17 protein-coding genes are annotated in these 18,671 nt (G+C 63.6%); 3 read left to right on the forward strand and 14 right to left on the reverse strand.

The features are described 5' to 3' along the window. The first annotated feature begins 63 nt into the window (after positions 1-63). Entirely contained in the window at positions 64-1,059 is a 996-nt protein-coding gene (locus CSQ92_RS29080; protein WP_180277042.1) for a hypothetical protein, read from the forward strand. 512 nt (positions 1,060-1,571) lie between these two features. Here the strand turns inward: CSQ92_RS29080 and CSQ92_RS28780 are convergent. Continuing rightward, a complete protein-coding gene (locus tag CSQ92_RS28780; protein ID WP_143450379.1) occupies positions 1,572-1,901 on the reverse strand; it encodes a hypothetical protein in 330 nt (109 codons plus the stop codon). A 58-nt stretch (positions 1,902-1,959) separates the two neighbouring features. Then, a complete protein-coding gene (locus tag CSQ92_RS17025) occupies positions 1,960-2,880 on the reverse strand; it encodes a LysR family transcriptional regulator (protein WP_070255965.1) in 921 nt (306 codons plus the stop codon). A gap of 121 nt (positions 2,881-3,001) precedes the next feature. Here CSQ92_RS17025 and CSQ92_RS17030 point away from each other — a divergent pair, with 121 nt between their 5' ends. Next, positions 3,002-3,331: a nuclear transport factor 2 family protein gene (locus tag CSQ92_RS17030; RefSeq protein WP_180277043.1), complete on the forward strand. Its 330-nt coding sequence runs from the start codon at positions 3,002-3,004 to the stop codon at positions 3,329-3,331. Beyond that, positions 3,328-4,104, forward strand: a complete 777-nt coding sequence (locus CSQ92_RS17035; protein WP_099394861.1) for an SDR family oxidoreductase — start codon at positions 3,328-3,330, stop codon at positions 4,102-4,104. The genes CSQ92_RS17030 and CSQ92_RS17035 overlap by 4 nt, the downstream gene beginning before the upstream one ends. A gap of 85 nt (positions 4,105-4,189) precedes the next feature. On the opposite strand, the gene CSQ92_RS17040 is transcribed toward CSQ92_RS17035, so the two are convergent. The 12 genes from CSQ92_RS17040 to CSQ92_RS17095 form a co-directional block, all read right to left on the reverse strand. Beyond that, positions 4,190-5,341: a ribonucleotide-diphosphate reductase subunit beta gene (locus CSQ92_RS17040; protein WP_034780261.1), complete on the reverse strand. Its 1,152-nt coding sequence runs from the start codon at positions 5,339-5,341 to the stop codon at positions 4,190-4,192. 118 nt (positions 5,342-5,459) lie between these two features. Continuing rightward, positions 5,460-8,423, reverse strand: a complete 2,964-nt coding sequence (locus CSQ92_RS17045; RefSeq protein ID WP_099394862.1) for a ribonucleoside-diphosphate reductase subunit alpha — start codon at positions 8,421-8,423, stop codon at positions 5,460-5,462. A 391-nt stretch (positions 8,424-8,814) separates the two neighbouring features. Beyond that, positions 8,815-9,426, reverse strand: a complete 612-nt coding sequence (gene ampD, locus CSQ92_RS17050) for a 1,6-anhydro-N-acetylmuramyl-L-alanine amidase AmpD (protein ID WP_034780263.1) — start codon at positions 9,424-9,426, stop codon at positions 8,815-8,817. After that, entirely contained in the window at positions 9,404-10,474 is a 1,071-nt protein-coding gene (locus CSQ92_RS17055) for a sigma 54-interacting transcriptional regulator (protein ID WP_099394863.1), read from the reverse strand. The genes ampD and CSQ92_RS17055 overlap by 23 nt, the downstream gene beginning before the upstream one ends. 111 nt (positions 10,475-10,585) lie before the next feature. After that, a complete protein-coding gene (locus tag CSQ92_RS17060) occupies positions 10,586-10,846 on the reverse strand; it encodes a PP0621 family protein (protein WP_034780264.1) in 261 nt (86 codons plus the stop codon). After that, positions 10,843-11,646, reverse strand: a complete 804-nt coding sequence (locus CSQ92_RS17065; RefSeq protein WP_034780265.1) for a cytochrome C assembly family protein — start codon at positions 11,644-11,646, stop codon at positions 10,843-10,845. Before CSQ92_RS17065 ends, CSQ92_RS17060 begins: the two co-directional genes overlap by 4 nt. 229 nt (positions 11,647-11,875) lie before the next feature. After that, entirely contained in the window at positions 11,876-12,865 is a 990-nt protein-coding gene (locus CSQ92_RS17070) for an ABC transporter substrate-binding protein (RefSeq protein WP_373606049.1), read from the reverse strand. A gap of 152 nt (positions 12,866-13,017) precedes the next feature. Further along, on the reverse strand, positions 13,018-15,012 hold the full coding sequence (locus CSQ92_RS17075; RefSeq protein ID WP_052139996.1) for a MacB family efflux pump subunit: 1,995 nt from the start codon (positions 15,010-15,012) through the stop codon (positions 13,018-13,020). 5 nt (positions 15,013-15,017) lie between these two features. Then, positions 15,018-16,205, reverse strand: coding sequence for an efflux RND transporter periplasmic adaptor subunit (locus CSQ92_RS17080; protein ID WP_052139997.1), 1,188 nt, complete (start codon positions 16,203-16,205; stop codon positions 15,018-15,020). A 91-nt stretch (positions 16,206-16,296) separates the two neighbouring features. Next, on the reverse strand, positions 16,297-16,638 hold the full coding sequence (locus CSQ92_RS17085; protein WP_070281569.1) for a DUF3325 domain-containing protein: 342 nt from the start codon (positions 16,636-16,638) through the stop codon (positions 16,297-16,299). Further along, positions 16,635-18,338 carry a PepSY-associated TM helix domain-containing protein gene (locus CSQ92_RS17090; protein WP_099394864.1) on the reverse strand — a complete coding sequence of 568 codons (1,704 nt, stop codon included), beginning with the start codon at positions 18,336-18,338 and terminating at the stop codon, positions 16,635-16,637. Before CSQ92_RS17090 ends, CSQ92_RS17085 begins: the two co-directional genes overlap by 4 nt. Continuing rightward, complete coding sequence (locus CSQ92_RS17095) at positions 18,335-18,616, reverse strand: hypothetical protein (RefSeq protein WP_092607777.1); 282 nt, start codon at positions 18,614-18,616, stop codon at positions 18,335-18,337. Before CSQ92_RS17095 ends, CSQ92_RS17090 begins: the two co-directional genes overlap by 4 nt. Between the last annotated feature and the right edge of the window lie 55 nt (positions 18,617-18,671).

The following is an 18,671-nucleotide window of genomic DNA, read 5'->3' on the forward strand; positions in this document are numbered from 1 at the left end:
TCTTCGGTGCGGCCTTTTTAGGCGCGGCCTTCTTGGCGGCTGGCTTGGCTGCCACGGCGGCTGGTGCCGCTGGGGCTGCTGCCGGCGCTGCTGCCGGTGCGGCTGCCACGACTGGCGCTGCGGCTGGCTTGGCGGCAGGTTTCGCTGCTGCTTTCGCTGCCGGCTTCGCGGCTACCTTGGCGGCTGGCTTGGCTGCAACTTTTGCTGCTGGCTTCGCTGCTACCTTGGCCGCTGGCTTCGCTGCAGGTTTTGCTGCAACCTTGGCCGCAGGTTTCGCTGCTGCTTTGGCTGCCGGCTTGGCTGCGACTTTCGCTGCTGGCTTGGCGGCAACTTTCGCTGCCGGCTTCGCTGCTACCTTGGCCGCTGGCTTGGCTGCAGCTTTTGCTGCCGGCTTCGCCGCTACCTTGGCCGCTGGCTTGGCTGCAGCTTTCGCTGCTGGCTTCGCTGCCGGTTTGGCTGCTGCTTTTGCCGCTGGCTTGGCTACCGCTTTTGCCGCTGGCTTCGCTGCAGCTTTTGCTGCTGGCTTGGCTGCTGCTTTGGCGGCCGGCTTCGCTGCTGCCTTGGCGACGACTTTTTTCGCTGCTGGCTTGGCTGCCGCTTTGGCGGCCGGTTTCGCTGCTGCCTTGGCTGCAGGTTTCGCTGCGGCTTTTTTCACTGCTGGCTTGGCTGCAGCTTTTGCTGCTGGCTTGGCGGCTGCCTTGGCGACGACTTTTTTCGCTGCTGGCTTGGCTGCTGCCTTGGCGACCGGTTTCGCTGCTGCCTTGGCTGCTGGCTTCGCTGCAGCTTTTTTCACTGCTGGCTTGGCTGCTGCCTTGGCCGCTGGTTTTGCAGCGGCTTTTGCTGCTGGCTTGGCGGCCGGTTTGGCTGCGGCTTTTTTCGCTACAGGCTTGGCTGCTGCCTTGGCTGCAGGTTTCGCTGCCGGTTTTGCTGCTGCCTTGGCCGCTGGTTTCGCTGCGGCTTTCGCTACTGGCTTGGCAGCCACTTTTGCTGCAGGCTTGGCTGCGGCTTTGGCGGCTGGTTTTGCGGCTGGTTTCGCTGCTGCTTTGGCAGCTGGTTTAGCGGCAACCGTCTTTGCTGCGGCTGCCGGCTTCTTCGCGGCAGGAGCAGCCTTGGCGGCTGGTTTCTTTACTTCTGATTTCTTAGCGGCTGTTGCCATTTGTCTCTCCTTCATCTGAGATGAGAAATTTAAGCTACAAGATTTAAACCCGTCCGACCCACCACAGGGATAGGCCAGGCGAATTATTCATCGGCGCAAACGGTCGTTTGCGCTAATGAATTCGGCACCAGCTGAACTGCTGCAACTCCTCACGTTTGCAGCACTTCAGCCATCGTCGGTGCCACCCTGCTTTATCTCGCAGCTGGTGGCAAAGTCTGAATTCGGTCATTCGTTTTCGATGCCGTGCGTTTTTTCGCTCCTCGCATCGCGCTCGCTACAACACCGATGCGTCAAATAAAAAACCGCCATGCCTGAAAAAATTCGGGCACGGCGGCAGACGAAAACGGTGTGGTTTTGTGCATATCCGTGTAAATCTGTATCCCTGTTTTGCGAGGTTTTTTCGCTACCGCGCTGGTTAAAAAACCCCGCATTCTAACGCTCGCATTTGCAATCTCATAAAGTACACGAAAACCTTGTCAATGCGCAACCGGCACGACACGTTTTCGCCCGCTTTTTTGCACGTTACGCGTGCTATCGCACAATCGCGCGCCAAATGCCGCCGCCAGCGTGTCCGGAAACGATATTTACCAGCTGTCTCGCGCGCAGTGGCGCCGTCAAAAAAATGCGTCGCGGCGCGCGTCATGCGGCGAAAAAATGGCCGCACTTTTCTGTGCCGCCGCACGCGATGCACATGCGCCGCCGCGCCGCTGCGCGCCACGAAAAAGCGGCTAACAAAAAGCGGCATGCGATGCCGCCGCCTGTCTCCAGAACGATGGCGGCGGGCTGGATAAAAACAGGCCAGGCTAGCGCGCGTCATTGGACGACGCGAGCCGGGAGAGGGCCAGCGCAGTATCGATGAAGGCGCGCAGTTTGGGCTGGCTCTGGGTACGGGCAGGAAAATACAGGAACAATCCACTCGTCGGCGGCACGTAGTTTTCAAGCACCCGCAGCAAGCTGCCGCTTGCCAGGTCACCTTCGATTTCCACGTCCGGCATATACGCCAGGCCCAGACCCGAGCGGGCGAAATCGGCGATCAGCGTGGTGTCGTTGACGACCAGGGGCGCGCCGGTTTCCACCAGAAATTCCTCGCCATCGCGCACGAAGCGCCAGCGGTGCAAGGCGCCGGAAGTGTGGAAGCGGTAGGCCAGCGTGTCGTGGCGCACCAGGTCTTCCGGGATCAGCGGCTGCCCTTTCCGCTCGAAGTAGCCGGGCGCGCCAACCACGGACCAGCGCAAGTCCCCCGTCAGGCGCACCGCCACCATCTCCTGCTCCACGGACTGTCCCAGGCGGATGCCGGCGTCGTAACCATGCGCCAGCAGATCGACCGCGCCATCGTCGAGCGACAGGTCGATGGTCACGTCAGGATAGCTGCTGCGAAAACGCGGTATCAATGCGCGCATGACCAGCGCGCCCAGCGCGCGCGGCACCGTCAGCCGCAGATGGCCGGCGGGCCGGTCGCGAAACATGGTCAGCGCCGCGAAGGCGTCATCGATCTGCCGGGTAGCGCCGGCCAGGCTGGCGTACAGGCCCGCGCCGGCTTCGGTGAAGGCGACATTGCGCGTATTGCGCTTGAAGAGCAGCACGCCATGCTGGCGCTCCATCACCTTGACCGCCTTGCTGACGGCCGTCACCGTCACGCCAAGCTGCAGTGCCGCGGCGCTGAAACTTTTGCGCTCGGCGACCGCGAGAAAGGTACGGATACCATCGAGAGAGTTATTTTTCATGCGCGCTCACGCAGTCAATAATGAACCTGAAGTTTAAAGCCTATCACCGTTGCCATACTATTTCTCTGCAATTGAACGCCATATGATGGTCGCTCCCTACCTCTCCCCCAAAGGAAGCACCATGTCTCTCCTCATGCCGGCAATCGTCGGCGACTACTTTACCGCTGAAAACCATCACGATAGCGACGCCGTGGCGCAGTGCTTCGCAGCCGATGGCGTCGTGCATGACGACGGCCATGCGCACGCGGGCCATGCCGCCATCAAGGCCTGGAAGGAAGCTGGCAGCAAGCAGTACGGCGCCACCGTCAGCCCCACCTCGGCCGACACCCGGGGCGCACTCTGCGTGGTCACCAGCAGCGTCAGTGGCAATTTCCCCGGCAGCCCGCTGGAGCTGCGCTTTGCCTTCACGCTCGCCAGCAACCGCATCCAGACCTTGGAGATCAGCGCATGAATGCCGATTTCAAAGACAAGCGCGTGCTGATCACGGGCGGCACCAAGGGCATGGGCGGGGCGACGCTGAAACTGATGCTCGAGCGCGGCGCGCGCGTGGCGACCACGGCGCGCGCCGCCAGCGGCAGCTTGCCGGCCGGCGTGCACTTCATCGCGGCCGACCTGCGTACCCGCGCGGGAACCGACACGCTGATCCGGGAAGCGCTGGCCAGCCTGGGCGGGGTCGATATCCTGATCAATAACGTGGGCGGTTCGACGGCCGCGGGCGGCGGCGCACTGGCCCTGGACGACGATGCCTGGCAAGACGCGCTCAATGGCAACCTGCTTGCCGCCGTGCGCCTCGACCGCGCCCTGCTGCCGGCGATGGTGGCACGCCAATATGGCGTGATCATCCACATCTCGTCGATCCAGCGCAGCCTGCCGCTGTACGAGTCGACGCTGGCGTATGCGGCCGCCAAGGCTGCGCTGAGCAACTACAGCAAGGGATTGTCGAAGGAATTCGGCCCGCAGGGCATCCGCATCAATACCGTCTCGCCGGGCTTCATCGAAACCACGGCGGCCCACGCGATGATACGGCGCTGGGCCGGCCACGCCGGCATCACCGAAGATGCGGCCCGCCAGAAGCTGATGCAGACGCTGGGCGGCATTCCCATCGGCCGCCCGGGCAAGCCGGAAGAAGTGGCCGAACTGGTTGCCTTTCTGGCCTCGGACCGCGCCGCGTCGATCCACGGCGCCGAGTATGTGATCGACGGCGGCACCATCCCGACCGTCTAAGCCCGCTGCAACAAGCTCGCCACATGGCAAAAGGCCCCGCATCCGCGAGGCCTTTGTGACATGACTGGTAACGCTATCGGCTGGTTTATTCCCAGTTCAGCGCGCCGCCGGTCTGGTATTCCGTCACGCGCGTCTCGAAGAAGTTGCGTTCCTTCTTCATGTCGATCATCTCGCTCATCCATGGGAATGGATTTTCCTCCTGGGCGAACAGCGGCTCGATGCCGATCTGCTGCGCGCGGCGGTTGGCGATGAAGCGCAGATAGCCCTTGAACATCGGCGCATTCAGACCCAGCACGCCGCGCGGCATGGTGTCTTCCGCGTACGCGTATTCCAGTTCCACGGCCTTCATGAACAGATCCTTGATCTCTTCGCGGAAGGCGGCCGTCCACAGCTGCGGGTTTTCCATCTTGATCGTGTTGATCAGGTCGATGCCAAAGTTGCAATGCATCGATTCATCGCGCAGGATGTACTGGTACTGCTCCGCAGCACCCATCATCTTGTTCTGGCGGCCCAGCGCCAGGATCTGCGTGAAGCCGACGTAGAAGAACAGGCCTTCCATCAGGCAGGCAAACACGATCAGGGACTTCAGCAGTTTCTGGTCGTTTTCCACCGTGCCGGTGACAAACGCCGGGTCGGTCAGGGTGTTGATGAACGGAATCAGGAATTCATCCTTGTCGCGGATCGACTTGACTTCGTTGTAGGCGTTGAAGATCTCGCCTTCGTCCAGACCCAGCGATTCGACGATGTACTGGTAGGCGTGCGTATGGATCGCTTCCTCGAACGCCTGGCGCAGCAGGTACTGGCGGCATTCCGGCGCCGTGATGTGGCGGTAGGTGCCCAGCACGATGTTGTTGGCGGCCAGCGAGTCGGCCGTCACGAAGAAGCCCAGGTTGCGCTTGACCAGGCGGCGCTCGTCGTCCGTCAGGCCATTCGGGTTCTTCCACAGCTCGATATCGCGCTGCATGTTGACTTCCTGCGGCATCCAGTGGTTGGCGCAGCCGGCCAGGTATTTGTCCCACGCCCATTTGTACTTGAACGGCACCAGCTGGTTGACGTCCGTCTTGCCGTTGATGATGCGCTTGTCGTCGGCATTCACGCGGCGCGCCACTTGCTCGGCGTTCGCTTCGGACGGCTCGGCACCTGCCGGCAGGTTCAATTCGGTATTTCCCAGTGGCGCTTGCTGCGCCGGACGCGGCACAGCTGCCGACGTGGTTTCATCATCCCAAGACAACGACATATTCTTCTTCCTTTCCATGCCGGCGAGCCGGCGATCCGCAACAGGCCCGTTGTATCGGACAATGCGGACATTGACAACATTGAATCAGCCCGGCCGTGCCGGGCTGACAACTAAAATCTTACTGGCAGGCTTCGCATTCCTCAAAGCCATCGTCACCCGGACGCAGGTAGCAGGCTTCGCCATCGGCGTCGTCCGCTGCCGCTGCCACTACCGGCGCCACGGCCACTGCGGCTGCCGCCACGACGGCTGCCTGGGCGCTGGTTTGTGCACTTTGGGCGCTGGCCGACATGCCACCGTCGACTGCCACGGCGTTCAGGGCGCCCGTCTTGGAGGTCGATTTCTCCATGTGGGTAGCGGCGATGGTACGCAGGTAATAAGTGGTTTTCAGGCCACGCAGCCATGCCAGCTTGTAGGTTTCGTCCAGTTTCTTGCCCGATGCGCCAGCCATGTAGATGTTCAGCGACTGGGCCTGGTCGATCCACTTCTGGCGACGCGAAGCCGCTTCCACCAGCCAGCTTGGCGATACTTCGAAGGCCGTGGCATAGATATCGCGCAGGTCTTGCGGGATGCGGTCGATCTTCACCAGCGAGCCGTCGAAGTACTTCAGGTCCGAGATCATGACTTCATCCCACAGGTCGCGCGCCTTCAGGTCGCGCACCAGGTAGCCGTTGATTTCGGTGAATTCGCCCGACAGGTTCGATTTCACGTACAGGTTCTGGAACGTCGGCTCGATACAGGCCGAGACGCCGATGATGTTCGAAATCGTCGCCGTCGGGGCGATCGCCACGCAATTCGAGTTGCGCATGCCGAACTTGGCGATGCGTTCGCGCACCGGGGTCCAGTCCATGGCCGACGAGGAATCGACTTCCAGGTAACCGCCGCGCTCTTCGGCCAGCAGTTTGACCGAGTCTTGCGGCAGGATGCCACGGTCCCACAGCGAACCTGCATACGATTCATAGCGGCCGCGCTCTTCGGCCAGTTCCGTCGACGCCAGGTAGGCGTAGTAGCAAACGGCTTCCATCGAGGTGTCGGCAAACGACACGGCGGCGTCCGAGGCGAACGGGATGCGCATCATGTGCAGGCAGTCCTGGAAGCCCATCACGCCCATGCCGACCGGACGGTGGCGCATGTTCGAATTGCGCGCCTTGTCGACGGCGTAGTAATTGATGTCGATGACGTTGTCGAGCATGCGCATGGCGGTACGGATGGTCTTGGCCAGCTTGACGTGATCGAGCTTGCCTTCCTTCATGTGCGCCGGCATGTTCACGGAACCGAGGTTGCAGACGGCGATTTCATCGCTGCTGGTGTTCAGGGTGATTTCCGTGCACAGGTTCGAGCTGTGGACGACGCCGACGTGCGACTGCGGGCTGCGGATGTTGCAAGGGTCCTTGAACGTGATCCATGGGTGGCCCGTTTCAAACAGCATCGACAGCATCTTGCGCCACAGGTCCAGCGCCTGGATTTTCTTGAAGACGCGGATTTCGCCGGCGGCGGCCTTGGCTTCATAGCCCACGTAAGCCTGTTCAAAAGCCTTGCCGACCTTGTCGTGCAAGTCTGGCGTGTCCGACGGCGAGAATAGGGTCCATTCGCCTTTTTCCATGACGCGCTTCATGAACATGTCGGGAATCCAGTTCGCCGTGTTCATGTCGTGCGTGCGGCGGCGGTCGTCGCCCGTGTTCTTGCGCAGGTCGAGGAATTCCTCGATATCCATGTGCCAGGTTTCCAGGTAGGCGCAGACGGCGCCCTTGCGCTTGCCGCCCTGGTTGACTGCCACGGCCGTGTCATTCACCACTTTCAGGAACGGCACCACGCCTTGCGACTTGCCGTTGGTGCCCTTGATGTGGGCGCCCAGGGCGCGCACTGGCGTCCAGTCGTTACCCAGACCGCCTGCGAACTTGGCCAGCAGCGCGTTGTCCTTGATGGCGTCGTAGATGCCTTCCAGGTCATCCGAGACGGTGCTCAGGTAGCACGACGACAGCTGCGAGCGCAGGGTGCCCGAGTTGAACAGGGTCGGCGTCGAGCTCATGAAGTCGAACGAGGACAGCAGGCTGTAGAACTCGATGGCGCGCGCTTCGCGGTCCGCCTCGTTCAGCGCCAGGCCCATGGCCACGCGCATGTAGAACGCCTGCGGCATTTCGATGCGCACGTCCTGGATGTGCAGGAAGTAGCGGTCATACAGGGTTTGCAGGCCGATGTAGCCGAATTGCAAGTCGCGGTCGGCCACGATGGCTTTCGCCAGGCGTTCCAGGTCGAAGCTGGCGAGTACCGGGTTCAGCAGCTCGGCGGCGATGCCCTTGGCGATGTATTGCGGGAAATACGTCAGGTATTCGGCGGCAGCGGCCGCTTGCGGCACTTCCTTGCCGAACACTTCCTTGCGCACCGTGTGCAGCAGGATGCGGGCCGTGACCTGGCTGTAGGCCGGGTCTTTTTCCATCAGCGCGCGCGCCGCCAGAATGGCCGACTTGTGCAGCTCTTCGACGGGCACGCCGTCGTACAGGTTTTTCACTGTTTCAGCCAGGATGGCGTCGGCATCGACGTGCTTTTCCAGGCCGGCGCAGGCGGCGTTGATCAGGTCGCGCACTTCCTGCATGTCCAGCAGGCGGCGCACGCCGTTGTCGGTGACGTTCAGCTGGGGTGCGGAAACTTGCGCGGAGGCGCCTTGCGCTTCCTTCTGCAGGCGGCGCTCTTCCATGTGCTTGGCGCGGTACAGCACGTAGGCACGCGCCACGTCGTGCTCGCCCGAACGCATCAGCGACAGTTCCACCTGGTCTTGCACGTCTTCGATATGGAAGGTGCCGCCACCCGGATGGCGGCGCACCAGCGCGGCGACGACGCCGTCGGTCAATTGTTCCACCAGTTCGCGGATGCGTGCCGAGGCTGCGCCCTGGCCGCCGTTAACGGCCAAAAACGCCTTGGTCATGGCGATGGCGATCTTCGAAGGCTCAAATGCCACCACCGCGCCGTTGCGGCGGATGATGCGATAGTCGCCCAATGCCGCGCCCGTGCTCGCCACACTGTTGGCCGCGCCTGGCGCTGGCGATACTGGCGTTGGATGGATGGAAATATCTTGTGGTGATTGCATTGAAGCTCCCGTTGTCAGCTAAAGTCAGCCTGCAGTTTTGCTGCCGCGTGTGTTGTTGAATAGAACGCCCGATGGTCAGGGTTTCTTCAGGTATTTGTTGCTAAATAGTAAATTCATAGTGCATAAAACAGCTCAGTATCCATCTCGCCACACCGCACTGCCCGGCTGGCGCGAAACACGATCAAGGGTGATAAACCGCCAGTTCCAGTGCTTTATCAGCAATCCGGATAGCTTTGACAATAATTCTGAAAACGTCTGTGATGGCACTAGATATAGTCTTTACATCCAACTTCTACACTAATTGTAGTACCCATCGAAGGGTGATGCAATAGTTTTCCGGCATCCGCCAGCGTAATTTTTTGTCTTTTCTTATACGATTTCGGTTGACTTTTCAGGGCATGGATGGAAAGCCCAATCCCCGCGAAGTAAGCGCTAACGCAGGCTGCCCGCGCAAGGTTTCCAGCCAGCATACTTGGTAAAAATGCCAGTCAAAAAACGGTCCCGGATCCGTCTTCCTTCCCGGCGCGATATGCTCGTGGCCGCGCACCTGGGACAGCCCGTAGCGCGCCGCCAGCGCCACCGTCAGCGCCGCCAGGACATGGTATTGCCGCCGCTGGAAGGGCACATCGTCCGCGCCTTCCATTTCGATACCGATGGAATAGCCATTGCACTGCGGACGTCCCTCGAAGGTGGACGCGCCGGCATGCCAGGCACGTTTATCAGCAGAAACATATTGCAGCAACGCACCATCGCGCCGCACAAAAAAGTGCGCTGAGACTTGCAAGCCACGCAGGTCGGCGAAAGAAGGATCGGCATTATAATCTACCCGGCCCGTAAACAAGTCCGACACATGCGGTCCGCCAAAGTGGCCGCCCGGCAAGCTGATGTTATGGATCACCAGCAAATCGACTTGCGCGCCGTCCGGTCGCGCATCGTAGTATTGGGAGTCATAGCGCAGCGCGCCATCGCACCAGCCGTCTTCATCTATCGTCCATGCGCTCATCAAATAGGGCTTCCTGTATCGTCAATTTCTGCATGCGGTAACGCAACTGGCGCACGCTCAGGCCCAGTTGGCGTGCCGCCCGCGCGCGGTGGTAGCGCGCCTGCACCAGCGCCAGCATGATCATGTCGCGCTCGGCCTGGCGCAAATACATGTCCAGCGGCAAGACGGGGGGCACGCCATACGCCGCCATGCCGGGCAGGCACAGTTGCCGCTCCGGCAAGGCCGGCGGCGCCCGCGACGGCATGCTGCCCGCCGCCGACGGCAAGGCCAGCCCCTCGAGCGCGATCACGCCGCCGTCGGCAAAGGCCAGCGCCCGCTCCAGCACGTTTTCCAGTTCGCGCACATTGCCGGGAAACGCATACGCGGCCAGGGCCGCCAGCACGGGCGGCGCCAGGCTCACGGCCCGGCGCGGCGACAGGCGCGCGAGGATCACCTCACATAATACCTGCAGATCGCCGCGCCGTTCGCGCAGCGGCGGCAGTGCCAGCTCGATTACATTCAGGCGGTAGAACAGGTCCTGGCGAAACGTCCCGGCCGCCACGCCGCGCCCCAGGCCATGCTGGCTGGCGCACAGAATGCGCACGTCGACTGCCTCGTCAGTACTGCCGCCCAGCTTGCGCACGCGGCGCTCCTGCAGCACGCGCAACAGTTTCACCTGCATGGCCAGCGGCAGGTCGTCGACTTCGTCGAGCAGCAGGCTGCCACCGTGGGCTGCCTGGAACAAGCCCTGGCGTTCGTGCAGCGCGCCCGTATAGGCGCCCGGGCGGCAGCCGAAGAATTCCGCTTCCATCAGCGCTTCGGGAATGGCGCCACAGTTGACGGCGATAAACGGGAAGCTGGCGCGCGCCCCCTGCGCATGGATGGCGCGCGCCGCCAGTTCCTTGCCCGTGCCCGATTCGCCGCGGATGGCCACCGGCGCGCCACAGCGGGCGATGCGGCCGATCTGCGCGCGCAGTGCCTGCATGGGCAGCGAGTTGCCGCTCAGTTGCGGCGCCGGCGGCATGCCGGCGGCGGTGACGGTGACGGTCTGCGGGCTGGGACGGGACATGGGAGCGCGCCTTTCTGCAATGGCGGCGACGAACCGCCTGCTGCAGATGCTACGCCGGACGGATGCCGGAGGCCGTTACGATACGGATGAGCAACGCGCGCCGGCACGCCCTTACAAGGTGGCGTGCGCGTGGCTGCAGTAATCGTGGCCCTTGGCCTGCACGTTTTCGGAGGCCGGGTAGTACACGCCGCAATGGGCGCAGCACAGCATCAGTTCGGCATCAGGCAATTCCTGCGGCCGGCCCGGCGGCGCAAACGGATTCGGCTGCTGTTGCTGCTGCGCGCGGGCCCGTTGCTGCATGCTCCGGATCTTGCTGCGGATAGCGAACAGCACCAGGAATACCAGCGCCAGCCAGAATAAAACACGTGTCATGCGAATCCTCGGTGTAAAACCACTTCCAGTACAAAACGGCTGCCGACATAGGCCAGCAGCAAGGTGGCGAAACCGGCCAGGGTAAAACTCAGGGCCGTCTTGCCGCGCCAGCCGCGAAAGCGGCGGCCTGCCAGCAGCGCGGCAAACAACAGCCACGACAGCATGGTAAACACGGATTTGTGATCCCAGTTCAGGGCCTTGCCAAATAGTTGCTCAGAAAACACGATGCCCGACAGCACGGTCAGGCTCAGCAGGATGAAACCCAGGCCGATCATGCGGAACAGCAGTTTTTCCATCGTCAGCAGGGCTGGCAACTGGTCCAGCGCCGTGCCGATGAAGCCGCGGCTTTCGCTGCGCGTATGCAAACGCGATTCCTGCAGCGCCATCAGCACGGCGTGGAAGGCGGCAATCGTCAAGGTGCTGTAGGCAAGCACGGCCACGGCAATGTGCCAGCCGAAGACGGCCGACTTGCCTTCCATGTTGACCTGGCTGCCAGGAAAGGCCCAGGCCAGGCCGATGGCGAGGACGGCGCTGGGCATGACCATGCGGCGCAGTCCATCCAGGCTGAAATTGCGGTTCTCTATCCAGTAGGCGCCCACCGAGACCCACAGCGCGGCCGACAGCATGGCGGAAAAACCGAAGCGCAAGGTGCCCGGCGCCATCAGGTCGAACCACAAGGTGGCGGCGTGCGCCAGCCAGGCAACGCCGGTCAGGCCGGCAATGAGCCGGGCACGGGACGAGGGAAGCACCGCGCACGCCGCGTACAACAGCGCGGCGATGAAAAAGAAATAGATCTGCATAGTTTAAGTTTACACCATAGCCGACAAGCGCGATTCAGGCGACAGCCCGGTGACAGGCACGACGCCGCCATCCAATGCCGCAAGCCTGCCATGATATCGCGCCTGAGGCATGACGGGGTGGCGCACCCTCAAGATTTCGGCAATCTTTCACGCTACCTGTATATATTAGTATGCCGCAAAAAAATGATGGCCCGCTTAAGCGGGCCATCGGGCATTGCCAATATCCGGTTTACTTCACGTTCAGGCTCTTTTTCGCCTGCTCCAGCAAGTCGGTCTTGACCCAGTCCTTGGCCACGGGCGGTTTCGTCATGCGGCCCACGCCCGTTTTCACCATCACGTCCGTGGTGGTCTGAATATGCTCGGGCGAGATGTCATACGAATACGGCGAATTGCTGATCGCGTCGTCGAAGTCATCCTTCGTGATCTGGCCGCGGAACACCACTTCGCGCACATACTTTTCCGCCGTCGCCTTGTTGTCGATAAAGGTCTTGGTGGCTTCGACGAAGCAGCGCATGAATTTTTCCGCCACGGGACGGCGTTCCTTGTAGAACTTTTCCGTCATCACCATGGTCCGCACGGGTTCGCCGATCGGCGTGTCGTACGGTTTGATGACTTCGGTGCCGAAACCCTTGTTGATGGCCTGCGACGATTGCGGCTCGGACTGCATCATGGCGTCGATATTCTTGCCCATCAGCGCCTGGTTCAAGTCGGCGTAGGCCAGGAATACCAGTTGCACATCCTTGCCCTTGGTTTCGGAATACGTCAGGCCAGCTTGCGACAGCTCGGCCAGCAGCAGCACTTCCTGGATGCCGCCGCGCGTCACGCCCACGCGCTTGCCCTTGAGTTCCTTGACGCTGGCAATCTTTTGCCCCGCCCCGCCCACCAGGCGCGCGCCGCCCTTGGCAAAACCGGCCACCACGTAGATGGGCGCGCCGCCGGCGCGGCCGGAAATGGCCGCTTCGGACGCCGTCGCCCCCACGTCCAGTTCGCCCGCGATAATCGCCTGCATCACGTCGAGGCCCTTGGCGAAGATATGCTCTTCGACCTTGATGCCGCACTTGGGCGCGATTTCCTTGATGTACGACACGGCGCCGTAATGGGCGAATTTCAAGTTACCCAGGCGCACGACTTCCTGCGCCTGTGCCTGGACAGCGCCCATGCCGAAGGCCAGCATGAGGGCGGCGGCAATACCGGTCTTCAAGGTTGATTTTTTCTGCATCGGGTTCTCCTGTGGTGGTTGGTGTATGCCCGCAAGGGCAAAGCTACGCGAAACACTGCTCTTATTATCAAGAGATAGTACCGCGTGTTGGAGCCAGGGCAACATTTTTTTGCCGGCAGCCACGCTGCCGGCGTTATGACGACCGTCTGTTGCTACTGTCCCGCCAGCGCCACCACGGGGTCGAGTCCCGACGCCTTGCGCGCCGGCATGAAGCCAAACACCAGCCCCGTCACCACGGCGCAGGCAAACGCGCCGGCGATGGCGCTCAGGGAAAAGATCACCGGCACGTCCCATACCAGCAGCAGGCCGGCCACCGTCACGCCGACCACGATGCCGGCCACGCCGCCCACCACCGACACCAGCACGGCTTCGGTGAGGAACTGGCGCAGGATGTCGCGCCGGCGCGCGCCCGTCGCCATGCGGATGCCGATTTCGCGCGTGCGCTCGCGCACCGTCATCAGCATCACGTTCATGACGCCGATGCCGCCCACCACCAGGGAGACGGCGGCGATCAGGCTGAGCATCATGGTCATGTTGTCCTGCGTCTTCGCTTCGGCGGCGATCGACGCGGCCGCGTTGCTGATGCCGTAGTCGCGGATGCGGTGGCGCTCGAACATAGTGGCGTCGACTGCCGCCTCCACCTCCGTCACGCGCTTGACGTCGGCCACCGCCATCACCGTGTACGTCGGCTCGCGCTGGCCGAAGACGCGGATGCCGGCCGTGGAAAACGGCAGCAGCAGCACGTCGTCTTCATCCTTCTCGCCCGTCAGCGCGCCCTTCGCGCTCATCACGCCGATCACCTGGAAAGGCACGTTGCCGATCAGGATGCTCTGCCCCACGGGATTGGCCACGTCGGGCATCAGCTTTTCCGCCAGGTGGGCGCCCAGCACGGCCACGGTGGCCATCTCGCGCTCGTCTTCCTCGGTAAAGAAGCCGCCCTTGGCCACCGGCCAGGTCTGGATCTGCGGCAGGGCCGGCCCCGTGCCGCGCACATAGGTCTGCACGTCGAGGTTACCGTGGCGTATCACCTTGTTGCCCGTGACATTCGGCAGCACGTGGGTAATGCCCGGCACGTCTTTCAGCGCATCGAGGTCGGCCAGGGTGATGCTGCGTCCGGGGATACGCGAGCTTTCGCCGCGCGACGCCATGTACAGCAGGTTCGAGCCGAATGCGCCCAGTTGCGCCATCACTTGCTGGCGCGTGCCCAGACCGATGGCCAGCATGACGATCACGGAAGCGACGCCGATGACGATGCCCAGCAGGGTCAAGCCCGTGCGGAAGCGGTTGATCCACAACACGCGCCAGGCGGCACGCGCCGCGTCGAGCAATTCCGTGCCCAGCGACGCGCCCGTGTCATGGGCGGCGCGCGACATGTCCAGCGGCGGCAGGGCCGTCGACGTGGCGGGAATGGCGACGGCGCCCGAGTCTTCGATGATTTCGCCATCGCTGATCTCGATCACGCGGCGCGCCTGTGCCGCCACCTTGCGGTCATGCGTAATCAGGATGATGGTGTGGCCCGCGTCGGCCAGTTCGCCCAGCAGGGCCATGACTTCGGCGCCGCTGCTGCTGTCGAGCGCCCCCGTCGGTTCATCGGCGAGGATGATGCGCCCGCCATTCATCAGGGCGCGCGCGATCGACACGCGCTGCTGCTGCCCGCCCGACAACTGGTTTGGCCGGTGATCGAGCCGCTCGCCCAGGCCCAGGCGCTTGAGCAGCGCTTCCGAGCGCGCATGGCGGGCCGCGGCAGGCATGCCCGCGTACAGGGCCGGCACTTCCACGTTTTCGCGCGCCGATTCGGTGGCGATCAGGTGATAGCCCTGGAAGACGAAGCCGAACGCTTCGCGCCGCAGCCACGCCAGTTCATCGGGATTCAGGCTGGCCACGTCCTGGCCGGCGAAACGGTAGGTGCCGTCGCTGGGCCGGTCAAGACAGCCAAGCAAATGCATCAGGGTCGACTTGCCGGAACCGGACGCGCCCACAATGGCGACGAATTCGCCGGCGCCGATCGACAAGGTCAGGCCGCGCAGCACTTCCACGGCCGGCGCGCCGTCATGACCGCCATAGCGCTTGCGGATGCCTTGCAGTTCAATCAACGGCGCCGCCTGCTCCGGCTGCCCGGGTTGCCCGAGCGACGCGGCCTCGCTCATGGCGCTCACAGCTGGAACCTGCTGCTGCCGCTGCCGGCCGGCTGCTCGCCCGTGACCAGCAATTCGCCTTCGCGCAAGCCTTGCAGCACTTCCGCGCTGAGGCGGTTGCGCACGCCCACGGTGACGGTGCGCGTATCGACCTTGCCGTCCGCATCCATCACGCGGGCCGTAAACTGCCCCGGCTTGGCGCCTTCTTGCGTCGAGGGTTTCAGGGCCGGCAAGGGCACGGCCAGCACATTGTTCGCCGCGGCCGTGACGAATACCACTTGCGCCGTCATCTGCGGCATCAATTCGCCATCGGCGTTATCCACGTCGAACAGCACGGTATATAAAATCACCTTGCTGGTCGACGGCGCCAGGGCCGTGCCGGCGGCAGAACCGCCTGGCACCGGCGGGGCCGGCAGCACTTGCCGCACCTTGCCGCTCCAGCGCCGCTGGTCGCCGCCCAGGGTGGTGAAGTACACGGGCATGTCCGGGCGCACGCGGCGCACGTCCGCTTCCGACACTTCCGTCCACACCGTCATGGCCGACAGATCGGCGATGCGCAGGATATTCGGCGTCTGGTACGTGGCGTTCAGGGTTTGCCCTTCCTTCGCGTCCAGACCCACCACCTTGCCGGCCATCGGCGCATAGATGCGCGTATAGCCGAGGCGCGCCTCGTCCGCCTTCAGGCTGGCCTGGGTCTGGTCGATCTGTGCCTTCAGGTGGTCGATCTTGGCGCCGGCCGAGGCCAGGGTGGCTTCGGCCGTTTCCAGGTCGGCCAAGGGCGTCGAGTCGAACTTGGCCATCTGCTTCTGGCGCACGTGCTGCTGGCCCGCCAGGCGGTGCTGCGCCTGCTGGTCGGCCAGCTGCGCACGCAATCCGGCCAGCGCGGCGCGGCCCGCATCGACGGTGGCTTGCTGCACGCTGGGGTCGATCTCGGCCAGCAGCTGGCCTTTTTCCACGGCGCTGCCCGGCTGCACGTGCAGGCGCGTGATCTGGCCCGACACCTGCGCGCCCACGTCGACATAGGTTTGCGGCTGCAGCGTGCCGATGGCCGTGACGCTGGCCTCGATATTGCCGCGCTTGACGGGCGCCGTGTCGAATACGGTGGCCGGGCCACGCGTGGCCCACAGTGCGCCGGCGCCAAACAGCGCCAGCAAGACCACGCCGCCGAGGATGCGGGCGCGGCGGGAAGGCAGGCGGGCCGCCATCAGGAAACCACTTTCAGTACATTCAAAACATCAATCGGTGTCGCCAGGCGTGAAAAGTGCATCGGTCTATCCTTGAAAATGGCAGTCAAAATTACTGCAGAAACGTCACAAGACCTGCCAGCGCGGCGACGGCTGCCAGCAGGGAACTACGAAACAGCAAGCGGGGGGCGTACGGCAGCAGCAGGGCCACCAGCAGCGCTCCCGCGCCGATGAAACCCAGCCAGGCGACCACGCCGACGGTGGCGCTCCAGCCAGCCACGCAAGGCCAGATGGCCAGCGCCAGCAGGACGGCACCGGCCAGTTGCAGCGCGCGCCGCACGTTCGGCGCCGCGTCCCTGCCCCAGACCTGGCCGTGATGGCGGTCCATCGCCAGGGAGAGGCTGGCCATGCCCGCATACGACAGGCCCAGCGCACAGAGGATGGTATTGATCATGACTGTCCTTCCGTATTGACTTGCAGGCTGGCCGAGGGCGCAGCGCTTTCCCTGGCCGCGCCCTTCCTGGCCGGCTTTTCCTTGCGCTTGTGGACTTTCCACGCGCCCCTGGCGGCCAGCAGGCCGAAGGCCATGCTGCCCAGTTCCACGCCGGCGCTTTCCCAGTCGCCGCGCGCGATCTGCGCCACCAGGTTGTCACCCGTGCTCAAGACATTGAGCACGGGCAGCAGCAGGCACAGGGCGGCCAGCAAGCCCAGTTGCTCGATCCAGGCGCGCTTTTCCCCGCGCAGGCAGGCGTGCACCAGCATCAGGAACCACACGCCGAAGAAGGCGCGCACTTCCCAGCCGGCGCGCTGCTCGATGCCGACGGGGATCAAACGGTTGGCCCACAGGAAGCCCACGCAGGCGATGGCCAGGCCGGCAATCGCCGCCACGTTCAGGCATTCGATGACGCGGTACACGCGCTGCGTATAGGCGCCGAACTCGCCGCCGGACTTCTGGCGGCGCTTGACCATGAACAGGATGGCGCCCGTGCCCATCATGGCCGTGCCGGCCAGGCCGCAGAAGAAGTACAGCCAGCGCATCGGCGTGCCGCCAAAGCCCACCATGTGCAGGTTCGACATGACGGAGCGCGTCAGGCCAGCGCCGCCCGTGTCCGACTCGCCCGGCCGGCGCACGGCGACCTGCTCGCCCGTGGCCAGCGCGTAGCAGGCCCTGCCCGAATTGGCGCTAAGGCGCGTGAGCAGTTCCGCGTCTTCATTCCAGCCGTACATGCAGACGCGCATGGAGGCATCGTTCGGATTGTCCAGCACCACGGCGCGGATTTCCTGGCCAATGGCCTGTTCGGCGCGCTGCGCAAACGACTCCAGCGCGGGAATGGCCAGAGGCTGGCCCGAACGCGCAGGCTTGCCCGCATCGTTCCAGTCGGCCAGGAAGGCCTTCTTGGGATTGTCCATGCCGTATTGCGCCACCACGGGGGCCGGCACATAGTCATCGCTGAAGAATGCCAGGCCCGTGTAGGCGATCATGAACTGGAACGGCAAGGTCAGCACGGCCACCGCATTGTGCGCGTCGAGCCACGAGCGCTGGCCCTTGGCCGGGCGGAAGGTGAAGAAATCCTTGAAGATGCGCTTGTGCGTGATGACGCCGCTCACCAGCGCCACCAGCATGATCATGGTGGTGATGGCGACGATCCACACGCCGATGCGTCCCGCGTGCAGCTCGTAGTGGAAATCGACGAAATGGTGGCCGCCGATGGTTTCCCGTTCCGTTGCCTCGCGCGCATGCTCGATGACGGCGCCCGTCAGCGGATCGAGGTCCGCCGAGCCATAGCCGCCGCTGGGCTGGAACCAGTAGGCGGACAGGCCGTGGCCGGGACGCTGCACGGGCCAGATTTCCCACATGTCCGCCTTCGGGTGCTCCTTCGCCATGAAATCGAGCGCCAGTTCCAGGCGGTGCGCGCGGTCCGTGACCTTCGGCAGCGGCGGATCGTTCGCATGCGCCGCCTCTTCCAGTGCGTGCTCGGGCGTCATCCAGTGGCCGATCGGGTCGTCGAAGACGGCCAGGGTGCCGGTCAGGAAAATGGCAAACAGGAGCCAGGAAATCCACAGGCCGCTCCACGTATGCAGCCAGGCCATGGCCTGGCGCAAGCCGCCCTGCTGTGGCGTCTTGACCACTTTGTCTACCTTGACGGCGTTCATGCGGCACCTCGCGACAGCAGCATGCCGATGCCGCCGCAGGCGATGGCCGGCAGCAGCATGCCCAGCCAGACGCGGCGCAGGTCCTGCACGGCAAAGACCCAGATCACGGCGCAGGTATATACGACGAAGGCGCTCAGGGTGGCCGTCAGCACGGCTTCGGCGCGCGACAGCGGCAGCACGGCCGACAGCAGCACGGCCACGCCGGACGTAAGCGCATAGCCGCCAAAAATGGCGGCCAGCACGCGCGAGAACAACATCATGTTGGCCGATTTCATCATCGCGGCGCTCCCTGCGGCACACGCTGGCTCACGCCATTGCTGGCGTGGGCCAGAT

It is taken from the genome of Janthinobacterium sp. BJB446, from assembly GCF_002735655.1.
GTDB lineage: Bacteria > Pseudomonadota > Gammaproteobacteria > Burkholderiales > Burkholderiaceae_D > Janthinobacterium > Janthinobacterium lividum.

What these genes read in the sequence shown, in the direction of transcription:
- CSQ92_RS28780 (WP_143450379.1), bottom strand. Translation starts at nt 1,901, where the DNA reads ATGCCGCTTTTTGTTAGCCGCTTTTTCGTGGCGCGCAGCGGCGCGGCG.
- CSQ92_RS17025 (WP_070255965.1), bottom strand. Translation starts at nt 2,880, where the DNA reads ATGAAAAATAACTCTCTCGATGGTATCCGTACCTTTCTCGCGGTCGCC.
- CSQ92_RS17030 (WP_180277043.1), top strand. Translation starts at nt 3,002, where the DNA reads ATGTCTCTCCTCATGCCGGCAATCGTCGGCGACTACTTTACCGCTGAA.
- CSQ92_RS17035 (WP_099394861.1), top strand. Translation starts at nt 3,328, where the DNA reads ATGAATGCCGATTTCAAAGACAAGCGCGTGCTGATCACGGGCGGCACC.
- CSQ92_RS17040 (WP_034780261.1), bottom strand. Translation starts at nt 5,341, where the DNA reads ATGTCGTTGTCTTGGGATGATGAAACCACGTCGGCAGCTGTGCCGCGT.
- CSQ92_RS17045 (WP_099394862.1), bottom strand. Translation starts at nt 8,423, where the DNA reads ATGCAATCACCACAAGATATTTCCATCCATCCAACGCCAGTATCGCCA.
- ampD (WP_034780263.1), bottom strand. Translation starts at nt 9,426, where the DNA reads ATGAGCGCATGGACGATAGATGAAGACGGCTGGTGCGATGGCGCGCTG.
- CSQ92_RS17055 (WP_099394863.1), bottom strand. Translation starts at nt 10,474, where the DNA reads ATGTCCCGTCCCAGCCCGCAGACCGTCACCGTCACCGCCGCCGGCATG.
- CSQ92_RS17060 (WP_034780264.1), bottom strand. Translation starts at nt 10,846, where the DNA reads ATGACACGTGTTTTATTCTGGCTGGCGCTGGTATTCCTGGTGCTGTTC.
- CSQ92_RS17065 (WP_034780265.1), bottom strand. Translation starts at nt 11,646, where the DNA reads ATGCAGATCTATTTCTTTTTCATCGCCGCGCTGTTGTACGCGGCGTGC.
- CSQ92_RS17070 (WP_373606049.1), bottom strand. Translation starts at nt 12,865, where the DNA reads ATGCAGAAAAAATCAACCTTGAAGACCGGTATTGCCGCCGCCCTCATG.
- CSQ92_RS17075 (WP_052139996.1), bottom strand. Translation starts at nt 15,012, where the DNA reads ATGAGCGAGGCCGCGTCGCTCGGGCAACCCGGGCAGCCGGAGCAGGCG.
- CSQ92_RS17080 (WP_052139997.1), bottom strand. Translation starts at nt 16,205, where the DNA reads ATGGCGGCCCGCCTGCCTTCCCGCCGCGCCCGCATCCTCGGCGGCGTG.
- CSQ92_RS17085 (WP_070281569.1), bottom strand. Translation starts at nt 16,638, where the DNA reads ATGATCAATACCATCCTCTGTGCGCTGGGCCTGTCGTATGCGGGCATG.
- CSQ92_RS17090 (WP_099394864.1), bottom strand. Translation starts at nt 18,338, where the DNA reads ATGAACGCCGTCAAGGTAGACAAAGTGGTCAAGACGCCACAGCAGGGC.
- CSQ92_RS17095 (WP_092607777.1), bottom strand. Translation starts at nt 18,616, where the DNA reads ATGATGAAATCGGCCAACATGATGTTGTTCTCGCGCGTGCTGGCCGCC.